The following is a 24018-nucleotide window of genomic DNA, read 5'->3' as shown; positions in this document are numbered from 1 at the left end:
TGCGTATGGGTTGGGGTTACGCATGCCTGAATATTCGTCCTTCATCCGGTCGATCCGGATTCGTTATCTTTCCGGCCTGCTGATACTGGCGGTTGCCGTTACCGGCACTATCTTCGCGCTGAACCGCGCCGGTTCCTATCGCGCCGAAATCGATGCGCTGAGTGGCCACATCGTCACCTTCGCTCGAGATCTCAACAACGCCACCGGTTTTGCCGAAACAGCCGTCAGCACCTGGAGCCCGGGCACACGTCTCGAGCTGGCCAAATCCGCCAAGGACCATGCGCAACGCCTCAAGGCAGGCATGGAATCGCTCAATGCCGAGCTTGCCGCCATCGCGCCGAAACTTTCCAAACCGACGCAGGACGAATTGAACGCGGCCTCCGTCAACGGTTACCTGCTGTGGTCGGCCCGCGATATCCTGCGCAACTTCGACCTGATGATCGCAGCGACGCGCGCAACGGACTGGAACTACCGCGAGATTCGTAACCAGAACGACCTGTTCGCCCAACCCATGCTGGCGCGTGCCAGAACCGCGATGGACGTCGAACGCCGCATGGCGGAAGCACGCAGCGATCGGCTTCTGCTGTGGGTGAGCCTGTCGCTCTGCGCCGCGCTGCTCGCCGTTGCCGTCTGGATCTTCCGCCCGATGGAAAAGGCGATCCGCCGCGCTTTCACGGAAACGGCGGAATCGCTGTTCAAGGCCGAGGCCGCCGACCGCGCCAAATCGGAATTCCTGGCCAATATGAGCCATGAGATCCGCACGCCGATGAATGGCGTGCTCGGCATGGCCGAACTGCTCGCCAAGACCGAACTCAATCCGCGCCAGAAAACCTTCACCGATGTCATCGTGAAGTCCGGCAACGCGTTGCTCACCATCATCAATGACATTCTCGACTTCTCCAAGATCAATGCCGGCCAGCTGACGCTGGACCCGGCACCCTTCCGCCTCGCCGAGGCGGTCGAAGATGTCGCCACGCTGGTTTCGGCGCGGGTCGCCGAGAAGAACCTGGAACTCATCGTGCGGGTCGATCCACGCCTGCCGCATCATGTCGTCGGCGACGTCGGTCGCTTCCGTCAGATCATCACCAACCTGCTCGGCAATGCGGTGAAGTTCACCGAGAAGGGCCATGTGCTGGTCGACGTTTCAGGTGAAGTCGTGGACGGTCACGTTCAGATGAAGGTCCGCGTCGAGGATACCGGAATCGGTATCCCGGCCGACAAGCTGCAGAACGTGTTCGAGAAATTCGCCCAGGTGGATTCCTCTTCGACCCGGCGCCACGAAGGTACGGGGCTGGGCTTGGCCATCGCCGCCCGCCTGGTCGATCTGATGGGCGGCCAGATCGGCGTCGAAAGTGAAATCGGCCGCGGCTCGGTGTTCTGGTTCGCAGTACCACTTCCGGCTCACGAAGCGACCGGCAATGAAGACATCGTGCCTGTCGACGTCACTGGCGCGCGCGTGCTCGTCATCGATGACAATCCGGTCAACCGCGAGATCCTGCTGGAGCAGTTGCGCAGCTGGAGTTTTGATTGTGCGGCAGCGGAAAGCGGCGCGGTCGGCCTTGCGTTCCTCGATCGTGCCCATCAGCTCGGCGCATCGGTGGATTGCGTCATCCTCGACTACCAGATGCCCGGCATGAACGGCGCCGACGTTGCCAGGGCGATAGCGGCGGACAGCCGGCTGTCCTCCATTCCCGTCATCCTGCTGACCTCGGTCGACCAGATCGACTTCGCCAAGCTCATCCTCGACTTCGGCATCGCCGCGCACCTCACCAAGCCGTCGCGTTCGGCCGTGCTGCTTGGAAACGTCATTTCCGTCATCCAGAAGGCTCGCAATCAGGCCGGCAGAGCGCATTTCGTGCGCGAGCCGGTGCATGCCACGGCACCCGCGCAACCGGCTTTCACGGTCATTCGTGGTACGCCCGCTCCGGCGCCTAAGCCGGAAGCCATCGCCAATCCCGCCCGTCCGCTCGATATCCTGATCGCCGAGGACAATGAGGTGAACCAGATGGTCTTCGGGCAGATCCTGAACGGACTGGGCTTGAACTACCGCATCGCTGCCAACGGGCGCACCGCCGTGGAGATGTACAAGACGCTCAATCCCAAGCTGATCCTGATGGATGTCTCGATGCCGGAACTGAACGGCTACGAAGCAACACGCGCCATCCGCCAGATCGAAGCGGCCAACGGCACCCGCACGCCGATTATCGGCGTAACCGCACATGCCTTGAAGGGCGATCGCGACAAGTGCATCGAAGCCGGCATGGATGACTACCTGGCCAAGCCGGTCTCGCCGGATCGGCTCGGCGCCAAGATCGGCACATGGCTCAGCGAAACGGTGGCCAAGACCGCCTGACACGGCCCCTTGGTTCAGGTAGCCAACTGGAAAGACGGGAATATCGGCAAAACCAATCGGGGAAAGGAGCGTCCCCGGGAGGCAGCGTTCGGTTATGATTGGAGCCCGCTGCGGAACTGACCCCACTCTTCCCAAGCATTTTCGGGATCAATATCGGTGTAGCCTCGTTCCGCCGCAAGTTCACGAACAATTGAGGCAGGCATCACAATAGAATGAGCGTCATCGCGAATACGCAACACCTCTGCCTGTGTCAGTGGTGAACCCTTCTTCTCCTCCATGGCGAGCAACACCGCCACAAGAGCCGGTACCGGTACGATTACGAGCGGATCTTCAGCGGGAGGTTCCTTGCTCAACTTATCTGTTCCTCAGCACGATGCAGGCGCCGCCAACGCTGTGCAGTTTGTCGCAGATCGCGTTCGCCGCCTTGCGATCGTCGGCGCCGATGCGCACGGCATAGACGCCCCGTCGCCCCATCGGGGTCCGCACGCGGCTGACGACGGGTTCGACATCGGCAAGCACGGCCGGAAACCGCGCCTGCACCCTTTGCCATTGCCGCACGGCGGCGGAACGTCGGAAATTGCCCGCCACCTGCACGCCCCATGGTTTCACATGCACCGCGGCCATCGGCACCGTCGTTGCCTTGCTCACCGGCAACCGCCGGCAGGCGATCGAGAAATTCCGCTGCCTGGCGTCGAGGGGCAGCACCACCCCGGCATAGGTCTTGTCTGAGAACTTGTCGGCCGGCTCGCCCATGACGTCGAGCACATACTCTTCCGTTTCCAGCGGCAGGAACCCTCCGGAAGCCAGCCAGCGCGCCACCCGGTTTTCACCGGCGTTGTAGGCCGCGGCGGCCAGCCCGAGATTGCCGAAGCCGGATTTGAGCTCCGACAGATATCTGGCGGAAGCCGGTATCGCCTGCTCGATGTCGAAAGAATTGACAAGGCCGCGCATCTTTGCGGTGCCCGGCATGAATTGGGCAATGCCTTCAGCGCCCACGGGGCTGACCGCGTTTGGATCGAAACGGCTTTCCTTCCAGATCAACCGTGCGAAGAAATCCTTCGGCAGCCCCTGTTCGGTCGCATGCACTTCGATCAGGTCGCAAACGCGTTCGATCAGGCGCTTCTGGGCCGAATGCGTATGAGGAGGATCAGCCTTTGCCGGCGACACCGCCGGCAGTGCGAGCAGAACAAGCAAGGCAAGACCGGCAGCACGCCGCATCGCTGCTATTCTGCCGCCGCCTGGCCGTGGCTGCCGAACCGTTGTTCGATATAGTCAGCGACCATTTTCTCGAAATCGGCGGCGATATTGGGTCCGCGCAAGGTCGCTGCCTTGCGTCCGTCGACGAACACCGGCGCGCTCGGCGTCTCGCCGGTGCCCGGTAGCGAAATGCCGATATCGGCATGTTTGGATTCGCCAGGGCCATTGACGATGCAGCCCATCACCGCGACCTTCAGTTCTTCGACGCCAGGATACTTCTCGCGCCAGATCGGCATGTTCTTGCGCAGGTCCTCCTGGATCGACTGCGCGAGCTCCTGGAAGACGGTCGACGTGGTGCGACCGCAGCCGGGGCAAGCCGCCACGATCGGCACGAACTGGCGGAACCCCATGGTCTGCAGAAGTTCCTGCGACACCTGCACCTCACGGGTGCGATCGCCTCCGGGTTCCGGCGTCAGCGAAATGCGGATCGTGTCGCCGATGCCCTGCTGCAGCAGGATGCCCATGGCCGCCGATGAAGCGACGATGCCCTTCGACCCCATGCCGGCCTCGGTAAGCCCGAGATGCAGCGCATGATCGGAACGGGTGGCAAGCATGGTGTAGACGGCAATCAGATCCTGCACGCCGCTGACTTTAGCCGACAGGATAATCTTCTCTCGGCCAAGCCCGATTTCCTCGGCAAGCTCCGCCGACAGGATTGCCGACTGCACGATCGCCTCGCGCATGACCTGGTTCGCCGTCAGCGGCGAGCCCTTTTCCTGGTTCTCGTCCATCAGTCGGGTCAACAGTTCCTGGTCGAGAGACCCCCAGTTGACGCCAATGCGAACCGGCTTGTCGTAGCGGATCGCCGTTTCGACGATCTCGGCGAACTGTTTGTCTTTCTTGTCCTTGAAGCCGACATTGCCAGGGTTGATGCGATATTTTGCCAGCGCCTCGGCACAGGCCGGATGATCGGCCAGCAGCTTGTGGCCGATGTAGTGGAAGTCGCCGACCAGTGGCACATTGACGCCCAGCCGCTCCAGCCGTTCGCGGATTTTCGGCACCGCAGCGGCACTTTCGTCGCGGTCGACGGTGATCCGCACAATCTCCGAGCCGGCGCGATGAAGTGCCGCAACCTGGGCCACCGTCTGGTCGATATCAGCCGTGTCGGTATTGGTCATCGACTGCACGACGACAGGCGCGGAACCGCCGACGATCACGCCGCCGACGTCGACGCCGACCGACTGCCGGCGCGGAAATGGGGAGGAAAAATACCCGGTCATGCCGGTCGCCTCATGAGAAATGCGTCCGGGCATGAGGTGGAGGAGCAACACAGCCTTGTCAATGGCAAGCTCAAGCGCAGCCTGTCAAATCGACGCGCACAAACAGATTCCGGCACTCACGACGCGGCAGCGAACGAGAAAGATCGGGGTGAAACCACGATCCTCCGAAGCAATGCCGAGCGAGATACTTAAAAGGTCCCTGGCCGGCGGCTGCGCGCCGCCGGGAGCATTTGCGCCTATTGGGGACTGATTTAGTGAGTCGAGGGTCTGCCCCTCAGTTTTTCCATTTCGTCCTTAATGGCCAGCTTGCGTCGCTTGAGGCACACGATTTCGAGATCGTCCACCGACGGATGCAGCAGCGCGTCATCGATCTCACGTTCGATGTCGCTGTGTTTCCGTTGAAGCTCTTCAAGATGGGACGCTAGAGACATGAATGGTTCTCCCTTTCATATTCCTGCCAGCGACCGACGCACGACGTCCACCGCGGACGCCCGCGTGACGGCCAAATGACAGTGTGCCACCATTGCTTCGCCTTGTCGAATGGCATGTGGTAGCATTCCACCGCGTCGTGAAATGTGATAATGCGTGCGCGCCGCTGGCGAAGGCTGGCGGACCCCGCCCATCAGGCGCGCATGGGCGCCGGAGCCAGCAGAACGGTGGATATGTCGGAACAGGAACAGGCCGAGATTCGTCTCGAGTTTGCACGCTTGAAACAGGAACATGCCGATTTCGACGCGGCCATCAATGCGATGATCGCCACCGGTTGCGATCCTCTGCAGGTGCAACGCATGAAGAAGAAGAAGCTGGCGCTCAAGGATCGGCTGAGCGCGCTCGAAGACCGCATCATTCCCGATATCATCGCCTGAGCGTATCCGGCGCCACCGCAATCCTTGCTCCACAAGGCAAATTCCGCTACCTCGCCACTTTGCCTCCGGGGAGAGCAGCTTGGCCGAGCATAAAGCCGATGTCGCCATCATCATGGGTAGCCAGTCCGACTGGGCGACCATGCGTCACGCCGCGGAATTGCTGGAGGTGCTGGAGATCCCGCACAAGGCGCTGATCGTCTCGGCCCATCGCACCCCGGACCGGCTATACCAGTTCGCCAACGGCGCCAAGGCGGCAGGCTACAAAGTGATCATCGCCGGAGCCGGTGGGGCGGCGCACCTGCCTGGCATGACCGCTGCGATGACTTCGCTGCCAGTCTTCGGTGTACCGGTGGAATCGAAAGCGCTGTCGGGGCAGGATTCGCTGCTTTCCATCGTACAGATGCCTGCGGGCATCCCTGTCGGCACACTGGCCATCGGCAAGGCCGGCGCGGCAAACGCCGCGCTGCTGGCCGCTGCCGTGCTCGCCCTCTATGACAAGGCCCTGGCCGAACGGCTTGATGGCTGGCGCGCCGGCCAGACCGCCAGGGTCGCCGAGGAGCCGGTAGACCAGCCGTGACCGCAGCTCTTCCCGCAGGCTCCATCATCGGCATCATCGGCGGCGGCCAGCTTGGCCGCATGCTGGCGATGGCCGCAGCGAAACTCGGCTACCAGACCGTCATTCTCGAACCGCAGCCGGACTGCCCGGCCGCCCAGGTCGCGAACCGGCAAATCGTTGCCGCCTACGACGACCCGGCGGCCCTTGCCGAACTTGCAGCAGCCTGCACGGTCGTGACCTACGAGTTCGAGAACGTTCCGGTTGCGGCTGCCGAGAGGCTTTCAGCGACGCGACCGGTACGGCCCTCGGCACGAGCCCTACGGGTGGCCCAGGACCGCGTGATCGAAAAGCAATTCCTCAATGATATCGGCGTCGCCACCGCCGCCTTCCGCGCCGTCGACAATGATGCCGATCTTGCCGCCGCGCTCGACGCCTTCGGCAACAGCGGCGTGCTCAAGACGCGGCGCCTCGGTTACGACGGCAAGGGTCAGCGCGTGCTGCGCGGCGTCACGGACGTCGAGGGCACCCACAAGGCGATGGGCAATGTCCCCTTGATCCTGGAAGCGTTGATCGGCTTCGACTACGAAATCTCCATCATCGCGGCGCGCGGCACCGATGGCGCCCTTGCTGTCTACGATCCGGCCCGCAACGTCCATCGCGACGGCATTCTCCACAGCTCGACGGTGCCTTCCGGCATTTCGATCGCCACGGCGGATGCGGCCAAGCAGGCGGCAATGGCGATCATCACCGCGCTCGACTATGTCGGCGTCATAGGCATCGAATTCTTCGTGCTCCCCGACGGCAGCCTGCTCGCCAACGAGATGGCGCCTCGCGTGCACAATTCAGGTCACTGGACCGAGGCGGCCTGCACGGTTTCCCAGTTCGAGCAGCATATCCGCGCCGTTGCCGGTTTGCCGCTCGGCGATGCCGGCCGGCACTCGGATTGCGTCATGCAGAACCTGATCGGCCACGATGTCGACCAGGTGCCGGCATTGCTGGCGGAGCCGGACCTGATGCTGCATCTCTACGGCAAGGCCGAGGCCCGGCCCGGACGCAAGATGGGGCACTTCACCCGCATCCGCCCATTTGCCGGCTGAAAGCGTGATCAAGCCGCCTGCAAGGTTGACATGTACCGGGCACCTCGGTATGAGCCGATCGCAACAGGGCGCGTCTTCGGGCGCGCCTTTAAAGTTCAGCCCGAAACCGGGCTCATACCGACGGGCAAGACCATGAAGATCAAGAATTCGCTCAAGGCGCTCAAGGCGCGTCACCGTGACAACCGCCTGGTTCGCCGCAAGGGCCGCATCTACATCATCAACAAGACCGCTCCGCGCTACAAGGCGCGCCAGGGCTGATCCTGCTGTGGCGCGTATTGAGCGCTGCATGATGATGCTGAATTCAGATTCAGTTTGAACGTCCGGCATCCCGGAGATAGAATCCGGGAATGCGGACGTTATTCGCCGTTTGTACGGCTCTTTCCCTCTCTTTTTCGCTGCCAGCCATTGCTGCCGACGACGGTGTCAAACCTGCGGTAGCACAGACGCGCGAACAGCGCATCGACCAGCTTTTCACCGACCTCAAGCATGCGCGCAGTCCGAAATCGGCCGAACTCGTTGCCGGCCGGATCTGGAACGAATGGAGCCGGTCCGGCAGCGCCTCGGTCGACCTGATGATGCAATGGTCGCAGAAAGCGATCGAAGACAAGAAGTTCGACGTCGCGCTCGACTTCCTCGACCAGGTGGTGACGCTGCAGCCCAAATATGCGGAGGGCTGGAACCGCCGCGCCACCGCGCATTTCCTGATGAAGAACTATGCCAAGTCGATGGTCGATATCGAGCAGACGCTGGAACTGGAACCCCGTCATTTCGGCGCCCTGTCGGGGATGGCGCAGATCATGACCGAGACCGGACGCAAGCAGGCCGCGCTCGATGCCTGGCAGAAGGTGCTCGACCTCTACCCGATGCTGCGCAATGCGCAGGACCAGGTGTCGAAGCTGTCGGAGGAACTGGCTGGAGAGGCGATCTAGGGCAGTAGGGCAGTAGGGCAGTAGGGCAGTAGGGCAGTAGGGCAGTGAGTTAGCCTGGCGCCCATACACGGCAAAGTGTTTACTGCCCTATTCCCTCATTCCCCCCTGATCTTACTGCTTCCCATCTGCCCCGAGATAGGCGATCCGCAGCATGTTGGTGGAGCCGGGGGTTCTCAGCGGTACGCCCGCGGTGATGATGATGCGGTCACCCGCCTTGCCGAAGCCCTGCTCCGAAGCGATGCGGCAGGCACGATCGACCATGTCGTCGAGATCGGTTGCATCTTCCGAAACCACGCAATGCGTGCCCCATAGCAACGAGAGGCGCCGGGCCGTGGCAAGGATCGGCGACAGCGCGATGATCGGCACCTGCGGCCGTTCGCGGGCAGCTCGCAGGCCCGTCGTGCCGGAAGCCGTGTAGGTCACGATCGCCGACAGTTTCAGCGTCTCGGCAATCTCGCGTGCCGCCAGCGAGATGGCATCGGCACCTGTCGCCTCCGGCTCGGAGCGCTGGGCATTGATGATGCCGGCATAGGTCGGGTCGCGTTCGACACGTTCGGCGATGCGGTTCATGGTCGCCACCGCTTCGACCGGATAGGACCCTGCTGCGGATTCAGCCGACAGCATGATCGCATCGGCGCCCTCGAACACGGCGGTCGCGACGTCCGACACCTCGGCGCGGGTCGGCACCGGCGCGGAGATCATCGATTCCAGCATCTGCGTCGCCACCACCACCGGCTTGCCGGCGCGGCGCGCCGCGCGGGTGATCTGCTTCTGGATGCCCGGCACAGCCTCCAGCGGCAATTCGACGCCGAGGTCGCCGCGCGCCACCATCAGCGCATCCGACAGCTCGATGATCTCGGCCAGCCGCGCCACGGCCTGCGGTTTCTCGATCTTGGAAAGCAGCAGCGCCCGGCCACGCGCGATCTTGCGTGCCTCGGCGAGGTCCTCCGGACGCTGGATGAAAGAAAGCGCTACCCAGTCGACGCCGGCGGCCAGGACCGCGTCGAGATCGGCACGATCCTTCTCGGTGAGCGCACCGACCGGCAGCTCGGTGTCCGGCAGCGACACGCCCTTCTTGTCGGAAATCTTGGTACCGACCACCACGGTGGCGACGATCGAATGGCCATCAACCTTCACGGCCTTCAGTTCGACCTTGCCGTCATCGATCAGCAGCCGGTCGCCAACGGCGACCGAGCGCAGGATTTCGGGATGCGGCAGATGGACACGCCTGGAATCACCGAGCTCCGGATTGTCGTCCAGGGTGAAGGTCTGGCCAACTTTCAGTTCTTCCTTGCCGTTGGCGAATTTGCCGACGCGCAGCTTCGGCCCCTGCAGATCGGCCAGGATGCCGATCGGACGACCGACTGCGGCCTCTACCGAGCGGATGCGACCAACAAGTGTGCGCATCAGGTCATGATCGGAATGGCTCATGTTGATGCGGAACACATCCGCACCTGCTTCGAAGAGCTTCTTCAGCATCGCTTCATCGGAGGAAGCAGGACCGATGGTGGCTAGGATCTTGACCTTGCGGCTACGTCTCATTGATTGTTCTGACCGTTGCTTGGCGGAGCGGCCGGGGTGCCATCCGCAGTGGGCTGCTCGGTCAGCTGGACCATCCAACTCGCCTGCTCGCCTGTGTCGTATTCCTGGAATCCGGCGCGCTGGAAGCCCCGGGCGACGCAATCGGTTACGCCGGCAATCTTGAATTCCTTCTCGGCAACACACATCGAGATCGGACCATCCCAACGACCGCCGCGCTCGGCATCTTCTGCATAGAGATAGTAAAACCTCGATGACAGCGGCCCTTCGATCAGCGTCTTGCAGGTCGAACCTTCGATGTGCCACCAACCTTCGGTGATCCAGCCGGTCTTGGCACGATAGCCGATGCCGACGCCGACCAGATTCTGCGTGGCATTACAGACACGGAAATCGGCCATGGCCGGAGAGGCCATCACCAGAGGCGCCGCGAACAGGGCAAACAGCGGCAGCAAGAGGGCGAGGCCCTTTCGCGTACGCTGCCGGCTGGCGGATGCCATTCGAGACCCCTCGCTGAGTGAAACTTGCATGATCAGGCGCCCTTTTCGAAGATGTCCGGGCGCATGTCAACGCGCGCCCCACTGTGAATCCAATCGATTTAATTGGCAAGCCGGCGCATGCTATGCCGGAGGATGAAAGTTTTTCGCAAAAACCTTGACCAAACAACGGCATTGCGCGGACTTCCGCTTCATGGGATCACGTTACCATCCCGCTCCGAGACGCCACCGCTTGATTTTCCCCGTGCCATGACCCGATCCACAGTTTTTGCGCCATTTGATCTGATCGAGGGCGATCGCAGTCGCGGCATCGTGCTGGTGGCAGACCATGCGCGACGCGAACTGCCGGAGGAGTATGGAGCGCTCGGCCTGCCGGCCGCCGAATTCGAGCGCCACATCGCCTATGATATCGGCGTTGAAGCCGTAACGCGCGAATTGGCCTCATTGCTTGGTGTGCCGGCAGTGCTCGCCAATTTTTCACGCCTGCTGATCGACCCCAATCGCGGCGAAGACGACCCGACGCTGATCCGCCAGCTTTATGACGGCACCATCGTTCCGGGCAATTATCCGATGCCGGCCGAAGAGCGCGAAAGGCGGCTGGAGCGGTTCTACCGCCCTTATCATGACGCTGTCGCTGCCGTTGTCGCCTCGGTGGCCCAGAAGTCCGGGCGCGCGCCGTTCATCTTCTCTGTTCATTCCTTCACTCCGGTCATGCAGGGCCGCGCCAGGCCTTGGCACGTCGGCGTCTTGTGGGATCTCGATGATCGTGCGCCGCGCGCACTCATCGAAGCGCTCGCTGCAGACAAGGATCTCGTGGTCGGCGACAATGAACCGTATGACGGCGCCCTGCGCGGCGACACCATGTTTCGCCATGCCATCGTCAATGGCTTCGCACATGCCTTGATTGAGATACGGCAGGATCTGATTGCCGACACCAAAGGTGCGCTCGCATGGGCGGAAAGGCTGGCTCCCATCGTTGACGCGATCAACCGCCATTCCGATATACACGCTGTGAAGATATTCGGTTCGCGCACCGGACCACTGTGAAGCGCCAACACGAGGGCACCGCCATGACCGATCTGAGCGACGAACAGCAGCGCGATTTCGAGGCTGCGGCCTTCCGTCGGCTGGTCGAGCATCTGCGCGAACGCAGCGACGTCCAGAACATCGACCTGATGAATCTCGCCGGTTTCTGTCGCAACTGCCTGTCCAACTGGTACCGCGAGGCAGCGGAGGCGGAAGGCGTCGCACTCTCCAAGGACCAGTCCCGCGAGATCGTCTACGGCATGCCCTATGGCGAGTGGCAGGCGCGCCATCAGACCGAGGCATCGGATGCCCAGAAGGCTGCCTTCGCGGCCAATCGCCCGAAAGATCACTGAGGCACGCGGGCGGCAGACACGCCCTTCCTGCAGCTCGCGGCCTCCTTCTCGGATGGTTCGATCGCCTTAATTGCTTGACGATGACTTTGAATCGATCTAACGATTGAATCGTTCCAATTCTTGTTCGAGCCATCGCCATGACCGCAGTTTCCTCCCTGCAAGATGCCGCGCGCGGTCGCTGGGCTGTGGCAGCGATGTTCTTCATCAACGGCTTCCTGACCGGCAGCTGGGCTCCGCAGATCCCGGTTTTCCTGACCCGCCTGGACATCAGCAAGTTCACGCTCGGCGTTCTGATCCTGCTGTTCGGCCTCGGCGCGCTGGTCTTCATGCCACTGTCCGGCTACCTCATGTCGAAACATGGCTCGCGCGCCGTCGTTCGCGGTTTTGCCAGCGTGGCCGTGTTTGGCCTGCTTCTGGTGGCGCTGGCCCCCAGCCTGCCATTGGCGGCTGCCGCCCTGTTCCTGTTCGGAGGACTGGTCGGCGGCATGGATGTGGCCATGAATGCAAACGCCGTCTCGGTTGAGCGCCGCCTTTCGCGCGCGGTCATGTCCTCCTCGCACGGTTTCTGGAGCCTCGGCGGCTTCGCCGGTGGCGGCATCGGCGGACTTGTCATCCAGAACTATGGCCATCTGACACACGCCGTCGGCGTCACCATTATTGCCATCGTGCTGCTTGTCTTGACCGCCGGCTATCTGGTCAGCGATCCCAAGAAACTGGCCCATGAGGAACATCACAAGTTCACATTCCCGAAGAGCCCCGGCATCTATCTGATCGGCCTGATGGCCTTGATCACCATGGTGCCGGAAGGCGCCGTGCTGGACTGGGCCGCTCTCTATCTGAATCAGGAGCTTGGCGCCGATCTCGCTACCGCCGGCCTCGCCTACGCATTGTTCTCGGGTGCCATGGCCACAATGCGCTTCGCTGGCGATGGTGTGCGCAACCGGTTCGGTGCGGTAACGACGCTACGCGTCTGCTCGCTGATCGCGGCTTCCGGCATATTGGTGGCAGCCCTTTCGCCGTGGCCATGGCTGGCAATCGCCGCCTTCGCTTTTGCCGGGCTGGGCATCGCCAATATGGTTCCGATCGCCTTTTCAGCCGGTGGCAATCAGCCCGGCATGGCATCCGGCACAGGCATGAGCGTGGTCACGACCATGGGTTATTCGGGCATTTTGCTGGCGCCGTCGCTGATCGGCTTCGTTGCCGAGCATGTCGGCTTTACAGCGGTCTTTGTGGTGCTGTCCGGGTTCCTGGCAGCGGTCTTCCTGATGTCCAACCTCGCCCACGCCGCTGATTTCGTCGCTCAGCCGGCGGAATAGCGCTTCAGCGCTTCGTGCAGGAAATCCACGACGCGGCGGATGCGCAGCGAGCCGCGCACATCGCGGTGCATGGCGAGCCAAACCGGTAGAGCCGGCAGCGCGAGATCAGGCAGCAAGGGTTCCACATTTGGGTCCCGATCGACCAGGGGCCGCTGCGTGAAACCGATACCGTTGCCGGCGCGCACCGCTTGCCAATGCACGATCTGGTTGTCGCAGCGGAAGCGGAAGGCACTGCGGTCCAGTGGAATGCCTGCGGCAGCGAAACCGCGGATGATGCCGTCGTCACGGTCGAAACCGACAATGTCGTGGTTGACGATATCAGCGACGGATTCGGGTCGGCCGCGCCGTTCGATATAGGTGGTGGCGGCACAGGCGCACAGCGCAATGTCGGTAACCTTGCGCGCCACCAGCTCGTTCTGCATGGGCCGAACCATGCGAATGGCGATATCGGCGTCGCGGCGCAGCAGGTTCTCGACCTGGTTGGAAGCCGCTACCTCGATCTCGATGCCCGGTTCCTCAAGACCGAGCCTAGCGATGATTTCAGGCAGGACGAACGCCGCCACCACCTCGCTGGCCGAGATCCGCACAGTTCCCTCGACCGCCTCGACAGAGCCCAATGCCAACAGGGAAAAAGCCGTTACCTGTTCGGCGACCGCCTGGCCTCTCTCGTAAAGAATCGCGCCTGCCTCGGTGAGTTCGTGCCCCTGCCGGCCACGCCGGAACAGCGTCACATCCAGCGCCTGTTCAAGCTCCGAGATGTGGCGTCCAAGCGTCGGCTGGCTCGAGGAGAGCTTTCTCGCCGCAGCCGACAGACTGCCGGTTTCAGCCACCGCAACAAAACTTTTGATCAAATTCCAGTCGATGTCTTTCATTCAAAAATGAATATCACAAAGCCGAAAACAGTCAATTTCCATTCGCCAGTGAAAGGGCAAAATAGGGACATCGCAACACCGACAAGGAGATCCGACATGACCAGTATCGCAATCCTCGGCGCCAACGGACGGCTCGGCCGCGCTATCGGCAAGGCATTCATCCAGGCCGGCTATGACGTTCGCGGCATCACCCGCAGCGGCAGGCTGCCGGCCGATCTCGCTGGCGCCAGCGGCATCGCCGCCAATGCGCTCGACCGCGAGGCTCTGGTGCGCGCCACGGCCGGCGTCGATATCATCTTCCACGGCCTGAGCCCGGTCTATTCCGACTGGAGCAGTGTTCTGCCGATGGCCGAGAATGTGGTTGCCGCCTGCGAGGCCAATGGCGCCCTCCTGCTCTTCCCCGGCACCATCTACAACTACGGTTCGCCGCTTCCGGAAATCATCACCGAGGATACGCCGTTCAATCCGACGACTGAAAAGGGTCGTATTCGCGTGGCACTGGAAACCCTGCTGCGCACCGAAGCGGACGCCGGACGCCTGCGCACCATCCTGTTGCGGGCCGGCGATTTCTTCGGCGGCACAGGCACCGGCTGATGGTTTGACCTGGGCATGGCCTCAAAGATCCAGAAGGGCGTCTACACCGCCGCCGGCCCGACCGATATCGTGCATGAATGGGCATATCTGCCCGATCTCGCCGCCGCCTTTGTCGAACTGGCGGACCGACAGGATCAACTGGGCTACTATGAGACCTTCCATTTCCCGGGTCACGCCATCACCGACCTGCAGATGAAGGCTGCTCTCGAGCGAGCCGTGGGCCACAAGCTTGCGATGTCATCGCTGCCCTGGTGGGTGTTCAAGATCGGCGCACCGTTCATGCCGATGTGGAAGGCGATGCTGCAGATGTCATACCTGCGCTTCGAGCCACACCGGCTGGCGTCAAACCGCCTGGAGGATGTCATCGGGCCAATCCCGCACACGCCGCTCGACCGCGCCGTTGCCGAGGCGCTGACCGATCTGGGCATCCCTGTCGCAAGTCTCGCGGCACAGAAGGAAGCTGCATAACGGCCCTGCAACGACAAACAAAAGGCCGCCGGGTCGACCCGGCGGCCTTCTTCACATCATAACGATGATTCTACTCTGCAGCCTTGGGCAACGCCCCCGCTGCACCGAGATCCGGCGCGTCGTCGTTGGAAGCGGCGACCTTGCCCCGGCGGAACAGCCGCCCAAGCCAGCTGCGCTGGCCAGGCTTGCGCTTGGCACGGGTGAACACCATCAGCATGGCCGGCGTCACCACCAGCGTCAGCAGCGTTGCGAAGGACAGACCGAACACGATCGCCGACGACAGCGAAATCCACCATTGCGTCGACGGTGCATTGATCGTCGTCTCGTGGTGGAAGATCTCAAGGCCGAGACCAAACGCGATCGGCAGCACGCCGAGGATCGCCGACACGGCGGTCAGCACCACCGGACGGGCGCGTTCGCGGCAGGTCTGCAGCACCGCTTCCGTCTTGTCCCAGCCTTCTTCACGCAACCGGTCGTAGGTGTCGATCAGCACGATGTTGTTGTTCACCACCACGCCGGCCAGAGCGATCACGCCGATGCCCGACATGACGATGCCGAACGGCTGGCCGGTCATCATCAGTCCGAGGAACACGCCGATCGTCGCCATGACCACGCAAGACAGCACCAGCAAGACCGATGTGAACTTGTTGAACTGCGCCAGCAGCACCAGGAAGATCAGGAAGATGGCGGCGCCGAATGCCTTGGACAGGAACGCGCTCGCTTCCGCACTGTCCTCATTGGAGCCGGCAAGTTTCCAGCGGAAGTTGTCGGGAAGGCCCATGTCGGCGATCGTCTTGGTCACCTCCGCCTGCACGACCGCGACCTGCGCTCCCGCCGCGACGTTTGCCTGAACCACCACGGTGCGGGCGCCATCGATACGGTTCAGCGTGCCGACACTTGGTTCCGGCTTGCGGATGACGAAATTGGCGATCGGCACCGAGCCCTGGCTGGTCTGCACGCGCAGTTCGTCCAGCGTCGACAGTGTCCGCCGATCCTCAGGCAGACGCAGACGTATATCGACCGCCTTGTCGGCACCGGCCGGGCGGTATTCGCTGAGCTTCAGCCCGTTGGTGACGAGTTGCACGACAGTGCCGACCGAGGTCGGGTTGACGCCGTATTGCGCGGCCTTGCTGCGGTCGACCTCAAGGGCCCAGTCGATGCCGGGCGGCGGCAGGCCATCCGTGACGTCGATGACATTGGGGACCTTGGCGATATGTGCAGCGACATCGCGTGCCACCTTATCGATGCCGGCCGGATCGACAGCCGAAATACGCACCTGGATCGGCTTGCCGGTTGGCGGGCCAGCCTCGGGCACGCGCACTTCGACATCGACGCCCGGAATGCCAGCGGTTGCCTTGCGCAGATCGTCGAGGATCTGGTTCGCGGCCTTGCGCTCGCGCCAGTCGACGAATTCATACTGGATGACGCCGACGACATCCTCGGGAACGTCTGCGCCACCACCTCGTGTCTTGCCTACCCGCGTATAGACGGACTTCACGCCCGGCCAGCCAAGAAGCTTTTCCTCCGCGGTGCGTGTCGCGGCGTCCATTTCGGCAAGCGAGAGGTTGCCACGAGCGTGCACATACAGCAGGCCATAATCCGGTTCGACATTTGGGAAGAACTCGACACCGGCACCATATTTGGAATAGCCGACCTGAATACCGACCAGCAGCACGACGGTCATCACCAGAACCGTCTTCGGATACTGCACCGCCTTGCGCACGACCGCCATGTAGGCACCGTCCTTGCGCTCCTCCTCACTGTGGACCTCAGCCTTGGCGAAGATCGCACCAAGCGTTGGCGTGAACACGAGGGCATAGAGCATGGACGCAGCCAGCGTGACGATCAGCGTGATCGGCAGGTACTTCATGAAGTCGCCGATGATCCCTGGCCAGAACAGCAGCGGCGAGAAGGCGGCGATACGCGTCATGGTAGCAGCGATGACCGGGCCGGCCATGCGCTTGGCGGCCAGAGCGAAGGCCTCCTCCTTCGGCATGCCTTCGGTCATGCGCCTTTCGGCGAATTCGGTGACGATGATGGCATCGTCCACCAGCATGCCGACCGCCAGGATCAGGCTGAACAGCACGATCATGTTGATCGTGTAGCCCATGAGCGCCAGCAGCAGGATGCCGATCAGGAAGGATGAGGGAATCGCCAGGCCGATGAGCAACGAGGCGCGACCGGAAAGTGCGTAGAGGATGACGATGAAGACCAGGATGACTGCGATCAGCACATGGTTCTGCAGATCGTTCAGCAACTGCTTCACGAAGACGGATTTGTCCTGCGTATAGGTGACTTCCATGCCAGCCGGCGCGATCTTGACGAACTCGTTGGCGACCCTCTTGGCGCCCTCGATCGTCTCGACGATGTTGGCGCCGATGCGCTTCTTCACTTCGATGGCGATGGCCGGCTTGCCGTCCAGGCGGGTAATGGTCTCGGCGTCCTTGAAGGTCGAGCGGATGGAGGCGACATCCTTGGCCTGCACCACTGCGTTCGGCCGCGCCACAACGGGCAGGTTGGCGACATCCTCCGGCGTTTCGATGAGCGACGGCACCTTGACCGCGTATTTGCCTTCCGAACCTTCAATGTTGCCCGCGGCAACCAGGCTGTTGGACTGGCCGACGCCCTGCATCAGCTGGTCGAGCTGCAGTCCGTAGGAAGAAAGCTTGACCGGATCGACGACAACTTCGACGAGATCGTCGCGCGAGCCCTGCAGCGTGCCTTCCAGCACGCCGGGAACTTCCTCGATGCGGTCGCGCAATTCGCGCGCGGCCTTGGCCAGCACTCGCTCAGGCACATTGCCGGACAAGGTGACGACCAGAACCGGGAATTCGGAAATATTGACTTCGTTGACGGTCGGCTCTTCGGCCGCCTGGGGTAAGTCCGCCTTGGCGTCCTGCACCTTGGATCGCGTGTCCTGCAACGCCTGTGCAAGATTGGTCGACGGGTCGAATTCGACCAGCACGTAGCCGCCACCCTGATAGGCGGCCGAGCGCATTTCCTTCAGCCCCTTGAGGCTCTTGAGCTTGGTCTCGACCGGCCTCAGCAGCAGCCGCTCCGAGTCTTCGGGCGAAATGCCCTGATAGACCAGGGAGACGTACATCATCGGGATCGGAACGTCCGGCTCGGCTTCCTTGGGCACGGACATATACGCGACGGCGCCTGCAAGGAGCAGGAACAGCAGCACCGAAATGGTCAGCCGCGCATTCTGGATGGCAAGCTTGACGATATCCATGGGCAGATCCCGAATTTGGATTCGATATGACGGCTAGAGCAATTCCCGGAAAAATATGTAACGGTTTCCCACTCGGAATTGCGTAAAAACAAAGAGTTAGAGCGTCCCGCCAGCGGCATTGTCGCCAACCAGTTTCTTGATTTCCTGTGGATCAGCCGCGACCGGCTGCACGATATCGCCTTCCGTCACCAGCTCCTGGCCGGCGACGATGATGCGCGCATCCGTTGGAATACCGCCAAGCACGAGACCACCTGGCATGTCGTCAACGAGGTCGATCGGAAAGAACATGACCTTGTTTTCCTTGTCGACAGCGCGAATGCCCAGGTCGCCCTTCTTGCCGAGTGTCACGACCGAGCGCGGCAGCATGACCGCATCGGTCGGTTTGGCCGACAGCGTGATTTCGGCGGTCATGCCGGCCGGGATGGCACCGTCCGCATTCGGAATGGCGATCTCGACACGGAAGGTGCGGGTGGCAGCGGAAGCGTCACGGCTGATGTAGCGGACGGTGCCTTCGGCGACCTGGCCGCTCACCAGCCGCACATTGGCCTTGTCGCCGATCTTGAGATAGCCGAGGTCACGTTCGCTGACTTCGCCGCGAGCGATCACCGGATCAAGGCTGAGGATGGTGGCCACCTCGCCACCCAGGGGCACGGCGCTGCCGAGTTCCACCGGTACGCGGTCGATGACACCATCGAACGGTGCCTTCACCTCCTTGCGGGTGAGTTCAGACTCGGCAGCAGAAAGCTGCGACGTCGCCAGTGCCAGTGCAGAGCGGGCGCTGTCGAGCTGCAGCTTGGCAAGATTTCCAGTCTTGGCCAACCGTTCGGCGGCATCGAGCTCCGCTTGGCGCTGACCCTTCAACTGGCGGGCATTCTCGACCGCCGAGATCTTCTCTTCGGCATCGAGCATCAGCACGGTATCGCCGAGCTTGACGTGATCGCCCTGCTTGACCGGCAGTTCGCTGATGATGCCGGCCACACGTGTCGCGAGCACGGCACGCTTGTCGGCTTCGGTGACACCCGAAATGCGGATGGCCCGGGCATGTTCGCTGCGCGGCGGTGTCACCACCTTGACGATACGCAGCGATGCTTTCTGCTCTGCAGGTTCCGGCTTGGCCGCGGTCTTGGGCTGTTCCGCGGCAGCGCTACCCACAGACGAGAAATGTCCAGTACCCATCCACGCCGCAAAGCCAACAAGCACCACAATCGCTGCGACCTTGTGAAACCTCATCTTCGGCATCGTCATCCATCCGGCAAAACGTGAACCCCCGCCGCGTCTCCGGTCGGCGCGAACTCGATATGGGAATGCGTGGTGCGATCTTCAATTTACCGTGATCGGCGGAGCGCGCTTTCTACATGAATCGCTCTTATTAGACAGTGGTAAAAATAGGGACGATCGACGGTTTGGAGTCGTTTCGACACGATCAAATCGTGGTTTTCGCAAAAATCGGCTGGGCTTTCACTGCGACGCGAAAAGAAATTTCGATGCCCGTCGCCACATTGCCGACCATGGGCAGCAACCATCGTCAGGCAGTCGAGACCCACTGGACCCTTGCCTGGCGGACAAAGCGCCCTAGCACGAATCAGTCGTCAGCGATGCCCCTGCCGGATCGCCTTTCAGATTCCTTGCTGCCCTCGCAATCATTTGAAATCTATGCAGAATTCTATACCGGCCTGAATATCGCCGCTCCCCCGGCGTTCCCGCAAACGCCGTTTTGGCAATCTGTCCGCAAAAACAACGCGTCGGATAGCATCGGGCAGCGACGGCTTCTGTCAGCAAGCAATTGCGCAACCGAAATCCGATGCGCTCCACCGCTTGCCGGAACCAGGTGTCCCAAAAGTCTGGCAGCAAGTGTCAGGATGATGCACCCACCGGTGTAATTTTAAGTGGCAGCCGTGCCGGGCGACATGCCGCAGCCGTTTCATTTGATAAAATCTTGACTCGGTTGATCATGTATCGATAGCTGCTCCTGACACTGGATCACCCAACCGAGGAGACCTTGATGAAGTCCATTCTTTCGATGCTGGCGGGTGCTGCCGCACTGTCGATCAGCGTTGCCGTGTTCCCGGCCATGGCCGCGGACGGCGACGGCATCGTCGTCTACAACGCCCAGCATGAAAGCCTGGCCAAGGAATGGGCTGAAGCCTTCACCAAGGAGACCGGCATCAAGGTGACGCTGCGCAATGGCGGCGACAGCGAGTTCTCCAACCAGATCGTGGCGGAAGGCAAGGCTTCGCCCGCCGACGTATTCCTCACCGAGAATTCGCCGGCCATGGCGCTGGTCGATGCAGCCGGCCTGTTTGCTCCGATTGAAGCCGATACGCTGGCGCTGGTGCCGGAACAGTATCGCCCATCCGACGGCAAGTGGGTCGGCATCGCGGCACGCAGCACCGTCTTTGTCTACAACAAGGACAAACTGAAGGAAGACCAGCTGCCGAAGTCGCTGCTCGACCTCGCTGGCGCCGATTGGAAAGGCCGCTGGGGTGCTTCGCCATCCGGGGCCGACTTCCAGGCAATCGTTTCGGCGCTGCTCGAACTCAAGGGCGAAGAAGCAACCGCCACCTGGCTCAAGGCCATGAAGGAGAACTTCAAGCCGTTCAAGGGCAACAGCACGGTGCTCAAGGCGGTGAATGCCGGCCAGGTCGATGGTGGCGTCATCTATCACTATTACTATTTCGGCGATCAGAATAAGACCGGCGAGAACAGCAAGAACGTCGTCCAGTATTACTTCAAGAACCAGGATCCGGGCGCTTTCGTCTCGGTTTCAGGTGCCGGCGTACTGGCCTCGTCCAAGCATGCCAAGGAAGCCCAGGCTTTCGTGAAGTGGCTCGCCGGCAAGGGTGGCCAGGACATCCTGAAAACCGGTACCTCTTTCGAATATGCCGTCGGCAATGGTGCGGAATCGAACACCAAGCTCGTACCGCTGGCCGACCTGCAGGCGCCAAAGATCGACCCGCAGAAACTCAACTCCAAGAAGGTGACCGATTTGATGACGGCTGCTGGCTTGCTTTAGCCGGCATTCATCCTAATAAGGACCGCATAGACAACGCTCCCGCGGTTTCCGCGGGAGCATTTCGTTTCAGAGACCAACTCCCCCGATGGCCAAGCAGCCCGTAGCCCTTCCCTTCATCCAGGCCCGCCGCATGGCGGGACAGCACGGGTGATTTGATGGCGTCGGGCGAACTCGCGCAGACCGACGCGCCGGCCCGCTCGTCTGGACGGCGAGCCCCTGCCCGCTCCTTTCCGCTGATCACGCTGACTGCGATCATCATCTCCATTCTGGCTTTGCTGCCGCTTGCCTTTGTGATCTTCATCGCCATCCAGACTGGCTGGACGACAGTCGTACAGCTGGTGTTCAGGCCTCGCGTCGGCGAACTGCTGGTCAACACCGTTCTCCTCGTCGTGCTGGCTGTGCCGATTTGCGCGGTGCTTTCAGTGGCGCTTGCCTGGTTGACGGAGCGCAGCGATCTACCCGGCGCCCGCCTGTGGTCGTGGCTTGCCGTCGCACCGCTGGCGGTACCGGCCTTTGTGCATTCCTACGCCTGGATCACCTTCTGGCCGGATCTCAATGGCCTCTTCGCCGGGGTCTGGGTTTCGGTGATCGCCTATTTCCCCTTCCTCTACTTGCCGGTTTCGGCCGCCTTCCGCCGTCTCGACCCTGCTTTGGAAGATGCCGCCGCTTCCTTGGGCCTCAGCCCCTGGCGTGTGTTCCTCCGGGTGGTGCTGCCGCAACTGCGCCTGGCACTCTGCGGCGGCGCGCTGCTGGTGGGGCTGCATCTGCTTGCCGAATACGGCCTCTACGTATTTGTCCGTTTCGACACCTTCACAACCGCGATCGTCGACCAGTTCCAGTCGACCTTCAACGGCCCCGCCGCCAACATGCTGGCCGGCGTCCTCGTCGCCTGCTGCCTCGTGCTGCTGACGCTTGAGGTGCTGGTACGGGGTGAGGAGCGCTATGCCCGTGTCGGTTCCGGTGCCGCTCGCCTGAAGCCGCGCATGGCCCTCGGCCGCGCTACATTGCCTTGCCTGGCCTTGCCGATCGTCATCACGCTGCTGGCCATCGGTGTGCCTTTCCTGACCATTGGCCGCTGGCTCATCGCCGGCGGCAGCGCCGTCTGGCGCATGGACGAGATCGGCCTGGCACTCGGCCAGACCTTGTTCCTGGCCGTTGCGGGGGGTGTGCTGGCGACCATCGCCGCGACGCCAATGGCCTGGCTGTCCATCCGCGCTCCAGGCCGCGTGCAGCGCATCCTGGAGGGCTGCAACTATGTGGTCGGAGCACTGCCCGGCGTTGTGGTTGCATTGGCGCTGGTCACCATCGCGGTGCGCGTCGTCCAGCCGCTCTACCAGACGCTTGCCACCATCCTGTTCGCTTATGTGCTGATGTTCCTGCCGCGCGCGCTGGTATCGCTGCGCGCCTCGATCGCGCAGGCGCCGGTGGAACTGGAACGTGCTGCGGGCAGCCTGGGCCGCTCACCGTTGAAGGCGCTCTGGGCGACGACCATTCGTCTGTCGGCGCCGGGTGCCGCCGCCGGCATGGCGCTGGTGGCGCTTGGCATCATGAACGAGTTGACCGCCACCCAGATGCTGGCCCCCAATGGCACGCGCACGCTGGCGATGGCCTTCTGGAACTACAGCGGTGAGATCGACTATGCGGCAGCCGCACCCTATGCGGCGATCATGGTGTTGATGTCGCTGCCCCTTACCTGGCTGCTGTATGTGCAGTCGAAGCGAATGGCCGGCCAATGAGTTTCCTGGAAATCGCCTCACTGTCGAAGAACTACGGCCCGGTCGCGGCCGTTGCCGGCATCGATCTTGCCGTCGCAGCCGGCAGCCGCACCGCTATCGTCGGTCCTTCCGGCTGCGGCAAGACCACATTGCTGCGCCTCATCGCCGGCTTTGAGGCGCCGGATGGCGGCCGCATCACGCTCGACGGCAAGCTGCTCGCCAATGGTGGTACCAGCGTGCCGGCGCATCTGCGCGGGATCGGCCTGGTGGCGCAGGATGGTGCCCTGTTCCCGCATCTTACCATCGCCGGCAATATCGGCTTCGGCCTCGACCGCAAGGAACCCCGGCGCGACGAGCGCATCGCTGAGCTGTCTTACATCGTCGGGCTGGACAAAAGCGTTCTGACGCGTCGGCCGCACCAGCTTTCGGGTGGACAGCAGCAGCGCGTTGCACTGGCTCGCGCGATGGCGATGAAGCCGCGGCTGATGCTGCTCGATGAACCTTTCTCGGCGCTGGACACCGGCCTGCGCGCCTCCATGCGCAAGGCAGTGGCCGAGATGCTGGAAAGCGCCGGCATCACCACCATCCTGGTCACGCATGACCAGGCCGAAGCCCTCTCCTTCGCCGACCAGGTTGCCGTCATGCGCGAGGGCCGCTTCTCGCAGATCGGTACGCCGCGGGACCTCTATCTCAGGCCCAAGGACCGCATGATCGCGGAATTCCTCGGCGACGCCATCGTGCTATCGGCGAAGATCGCCAACGGCTATGCCGAATCCACGCTTGGCCGCATTGCGGTAGACGGCAGGGAAAGACGCGAGGTCGCCCGCATCATGCTGCGGCCCGAGCAAGTTCTGCTTGCCGCTGCGACGCGCGCGGAACTGGCTGCCGCCAAGCCGGGTGTACTCTTCGGTGAAGTGACCGAATCCGAATTCGGCGGTGCCGCATGCGCCGTCGCCATCAAGCTGCTCAACACTCCCGATCCGCCCGAAGCCGCCGCCATCGGTTCGACGCCGCTGATCCTGAAGAAACCCGGCGTCGATGCACCATCGGTAGGCGACATCGTCCGCATCAGCATCGTCGGCAAGGCGCACGTCTTCAGCTGAGAACAGCCGGGC

23 protein-coding genes are annotated in these 24018 nt (G+C 62.4%); 14 read left to right on the top strand and 9 right to left on the bottom strand.

Features of this window, described 5'->3' with window-relative positions:
* The first annotated feature begins 22 nt into the window (after positions 1–22).
* Positions 23–2353 carry a response regulator gene (locus ACFJIU_RS29750; protein ID WP_379066090.1) on the top strand — a complete coding sequence of 777 codons (2331 nt, stop codon included), beginning with the start codon at positions 23–25 and terminating at the stop codon, positions 2351–2353.
* Positions 2354–2445: 92 nt separating this feature from the next.
* Here ACFJIU_RS29750 and ACFJIU_RS29745 read toward each other — a convergent pair whose 3' ends face one another.
* From ACFJIU_RS29745 to ACFJIU_RS29730, 4 genes are all read right to left on the bottom strand, one after another.
* Complete coding sequence (locus ACFJIU_RS29745; protein ID WP_379066087.1) at positions 2446–2706, bottom strand: hypothetical protein; 261 nt, start codon at positions 2704–2706, stop codon at positions 2446–2448.
* Position 2707: 1 nt separating this feature from the next.
* On the bottom strand, positions 2708–3571 hold the full coding sequence (locus ACFJIU_RS29740) for a lytic transglycosylase domain-containing protein (RefSeq protein WP_379066084.1): 864 nt from the start codon (positions 3569–3571) through the stop codon (positions 2708–2710).
* A 5-nt stretch (positions 3572–3576) separates the two neighbouring features.
* Positions 3577–4830: a flavodoxin-dependent (E)-4-hydroxy-3-methylbut-2-enyl-diphosphate synthase gene (ispG, locus tag ACFJIU_RS29735; RefSeq protein WP_379066081.1), complete on the bottom strand. Its 1254-nt coding sequence runs from the start codon at positions 4828–4830 to the stop codon at positions 3577–3579.
* A 251-nt stretch (positions 4831–5081) separates the two neighbouring features.
* Complete coding sequence (locus ACFJIU_RS29730; protein ID WP_129412865.1) at positions 5082–5261, bottom strand: YdcH family protein; 180 nt, start codon at positions 5259–5261, stop codon at positions 5082–5084.
* A gap of 231 nt (positions 5262–5492) precedes the next feature.
* Here ACFJIU_RS29730 and ACFJIU_RS29725 point away from each other — a divergent pair, with 231 nt between their 5' ends.
* The 5 genes from ACFJIU_RS29725 to ACFJIU_RS29705 all read left to right on the top strand — a co-directional run bounded on the left by ACFJIU_RS29725 (position 5493) and on the right by ACFJIU_RS29705 (position 8278).
* Positions 5493–5696, top strand: coding sequence for a YdcH family protein (locus ACFJIU_RS29725; RefSeq protein WP_024922779.1), 204 nt, complete (start codon positions 5493–5495; stop codon positions 5694–5696).
* A 112-nt stretch (positions 5697–5808) separates the two neighbouring features.
* The gene (purE, locus tag ACFJIU_RS29720; RefSeq protein WP_379073271.1) at positions 5809–6273 is read left to right on the top strand and encodes a 5-(carboxyamino)imidazole ribonucleotide mutase; all 465 of its coding nucleotides are present in this window, start codon (positions 5809–5811) and stop codon (positions 6271–6273) included.
* A 59-nt stretch (positions 6274–6332) separates the two neighbouring features.
* Positions 6333–7349: a 5-(carboxyamino)imidazole ribonucleotide synthase gene (locus ACFJIU_RS29715; RefSeq protein ID WP_379073270.1), complete on the top strand. Its 1017-nt coding sequence runs from the start codon at positions 6333–6335 to the stop codon at positions 7347–7349.
* A 132-nt stretch (positions 7350–7481) separates the two neighbouring features.
* Positions 7482–7607 carry a type B 50S ribosomal protein L36 gene (gene ykgO / locus ACFJIU_RS29710; RefSeq protein WP_040974291.1) on the top strand — a complete coding sequence of 42 codons (126 nt, stop codon included), beginning with the start codon at positions 7482–7484 and terminating at the stop codon, positions 7605–7607.
* Positions 7608–7696: 89 nt separating this feature from the next.
* On the top strand, positions 7697–8278 hold the full coding sequence (locus ACFJIU_RS29705) for a tetratricopeptide repeat protein (RefSeq protein ID WP_379066078.1): 582 nt from the start codon (positions 7697–7699) through the stop codon (positions 8276–8278).
* Positions 8279–8389: 111 nt separating this feature from the next.
* Here ACFJIU_RS29705 and pyk read toward each other — a convergent pair whose 3' ends face one another.
* Both pyk and ACFJIU_RS29695 read right to left on the bottom strand, forming a co-directional pair.
* Positions 8390–9820, bottom strand: a complete 1431-nt coding sequence (gene pyk, locus ACFJIU_RS29700) for a pyruvate kinase (RefSeq protein ID WP_379066075.1) — start codon at positions 9818–9820, stop codon at positions 8390–8392.
* Positions 9817–10314, bottom strand: coding sequence for a DUF1036 domain-containing protein (locus ACFJIU_RS29695; protein ID WP_379066071.1), 498 nt, complete (start codon positions 10312–10314; stop codon positions 9817–9819). Before ACFJIU_RS29695 ends, pyk begins: the two co-directional genes overlap by 4 nt.
* A gap of 246 nt (positions 10315–10560) precedes the next feature.
* Here ACFJIU_RS29695 and ACFJIU_RS29690 point away from each other — a divergent pair, with 246 nt between their 5' ends.
* From ACFJIU_RS29690 to ACFJIU_RS29680, 3 genes are all read left to right on the top strand, one after another.
* Positions 10561–11358: an N-formylglutamate amidohydrolase gene (locus tag ACFJIU_RS29690; protein WP_379066068.1), complete on the top strand. Its 798-nt coding sequence runs from the start codon at positions 10561–10563 to the stop codon at positions 11356–11358.
* 23 nt (positions 11359–11381) lie between these two features.
* Entirely contained in the window at positions 11382–11690 is a 309-nt protein-coding gene (locus tag ACFJIU_RS29685; protein WP_379066065.1) for a DUF1244 domain-containing protein, read from the top strand.
* A 137-nt stretch (positions 11691–11827) separates the two neighbouring features.
* Positions 11828–13006: an MFS transporter gene (locus ACFJIU_RS29680; RefSeq protein ID WP_379066062.1), complete on the top strand. Its 1179-nt coding sequence runs from the start codon at positions 11828–11830 to the stop codon at positions 13004–13006.
* Here ACFJIU_RS29680 and ACFJIU_RS29675 read toward each other — a convergent pair.
* On the bottom strand, positions 12991–13878 hold the full coding sequence (locus ACFJIU_RS29675; protein ID WP_379066059.1) for a LysR family transcriptional regulator: 888 nt from the start codon (positions 13876–13878) through the stop codon (positions 12991–12993). The two genes, ACFJIU_RS29680 and ACFJIU_RS29675, sit on opposite strands and share 16 nt — an antisense overlap.
* 96 nt (positions 13879–13974) lie before the next feature.
* Between ACFJIU_RS29675 and ACFJIU_RS29670 the strand changes: the two genes are divergently transcribed.
* The gene (locus ACFJIU_RS29670; protein WP_379066056.1) at positions 13975–14472 is read left to right on the top strand and encodes an NAD-dependent epimerase/dehydratase family protein; all 498 of its coding nucleotides are present in this window, start codon (positions 13975–13977) and stop codon (positions 14470–14472) included.
* Positions 14473–14487: 15 nt separating this feature from the next.
* A complete protein-coding gene (locus tag ACFJIU_RS29665) occupies positions 14488–14940 on the top strand; it encodes a hypothetical protein (protein WP_379066053.1) in 453 nt (150 codons plus the stop codon).
* A gap of 70 nt (positions 14941–15010) precedes the next feature.
* On the opposite strand, the gene ACFJIU_RS29660 is transcribed toward ACFJIU_RS29665, so the two are convergent.
* The gene (locus tag ACFJIU_RS29660) at positions 15011–18175 is read right to left on the bottom strand and encodes an efflux RND transporter permease subunit (protein ID WP_379066050.1); all 3165 of its coding nucleotides are present in this window, start codon (positions 18173–18175) and stop codon (positions 15011–15013) included.
* Positions 18176–18271: 96 nt separating this feature from the next.
* Complete coding sequence (locus tag ACFJIU_RS29655) at positions 18272–19414, bottom strand: efflux RND transporter periplasmic adaptor subunit (protein WP_379066047.1); 1143 nt, start codon at positions 19412–19414, stop codon at positions 18272–18274.
* Positions 19415–20177: 763 nt separating this feature from the next.
* On the opposite strand from ACFJIU_RS29655, the gene ACFJIU_RS29650 reads away from it, so the two are divergent.
* The 3 genes from ACFJIU_RS29650 (at position 20178) to ACFJIU_RS29640 (ending at position 24006) form a co-directional block, all read left to right on the top strand.
* Positions 20178–21188: an iron ABC transporter substrate-binding protein gene (locus tag ACFJIU_RS29650; protein WP_379066044.1), complete on the top strand. Its 1011-nt coding sequence runs from the start codon at positions 20178–20180 to the stop codon at positions 21186–21188.
* 155 nt (positions 21189–21343) lie between these two features.
* Complete coding sequence (locus ACFJIU_RS29645) at positions 21344–22924, top strand: ABC transporter permease (protein WP_379066041.1); 1581 nt, start codon at positions 21344–21346, stop codon at positions 22922–22924.
* Positions 22921–24006 carry an ABC transporter ATP-binding protein gene (locus tag ACFJIU_RS29640; RefSeq protein WP_379066039.1) on the top strand — a complete coding sequence of 362 codons (1086 nt, stop codon included), beginning with the start codon at positions 22921–22923 and terminating at the stop codon, positions 24004–24006. The genes ACFJIU_RS29645 and ACFJIU_RS29640 overlap by 4 nt, the downstream gene beginning before the upstream one ends.
* Positions 24007–24018 lie beyond the last annotated feature (12 nt).

This window comes from Mesorhizobium sp. UC74_2, assembly GCF_042701485.1.
In the GTDB taxonomy this organism is placed as follows: Bacteria; Pseudomonadota; Alphaproteobacteria; order Rhizobiales; family Rhizobiaceae; genus Mesorhizobium.
The sequence above is the reverse complement of the archived record's forward strand: the minus strand, read 5'-3'. Positions and strand labels throughout refer to the sequence as shown.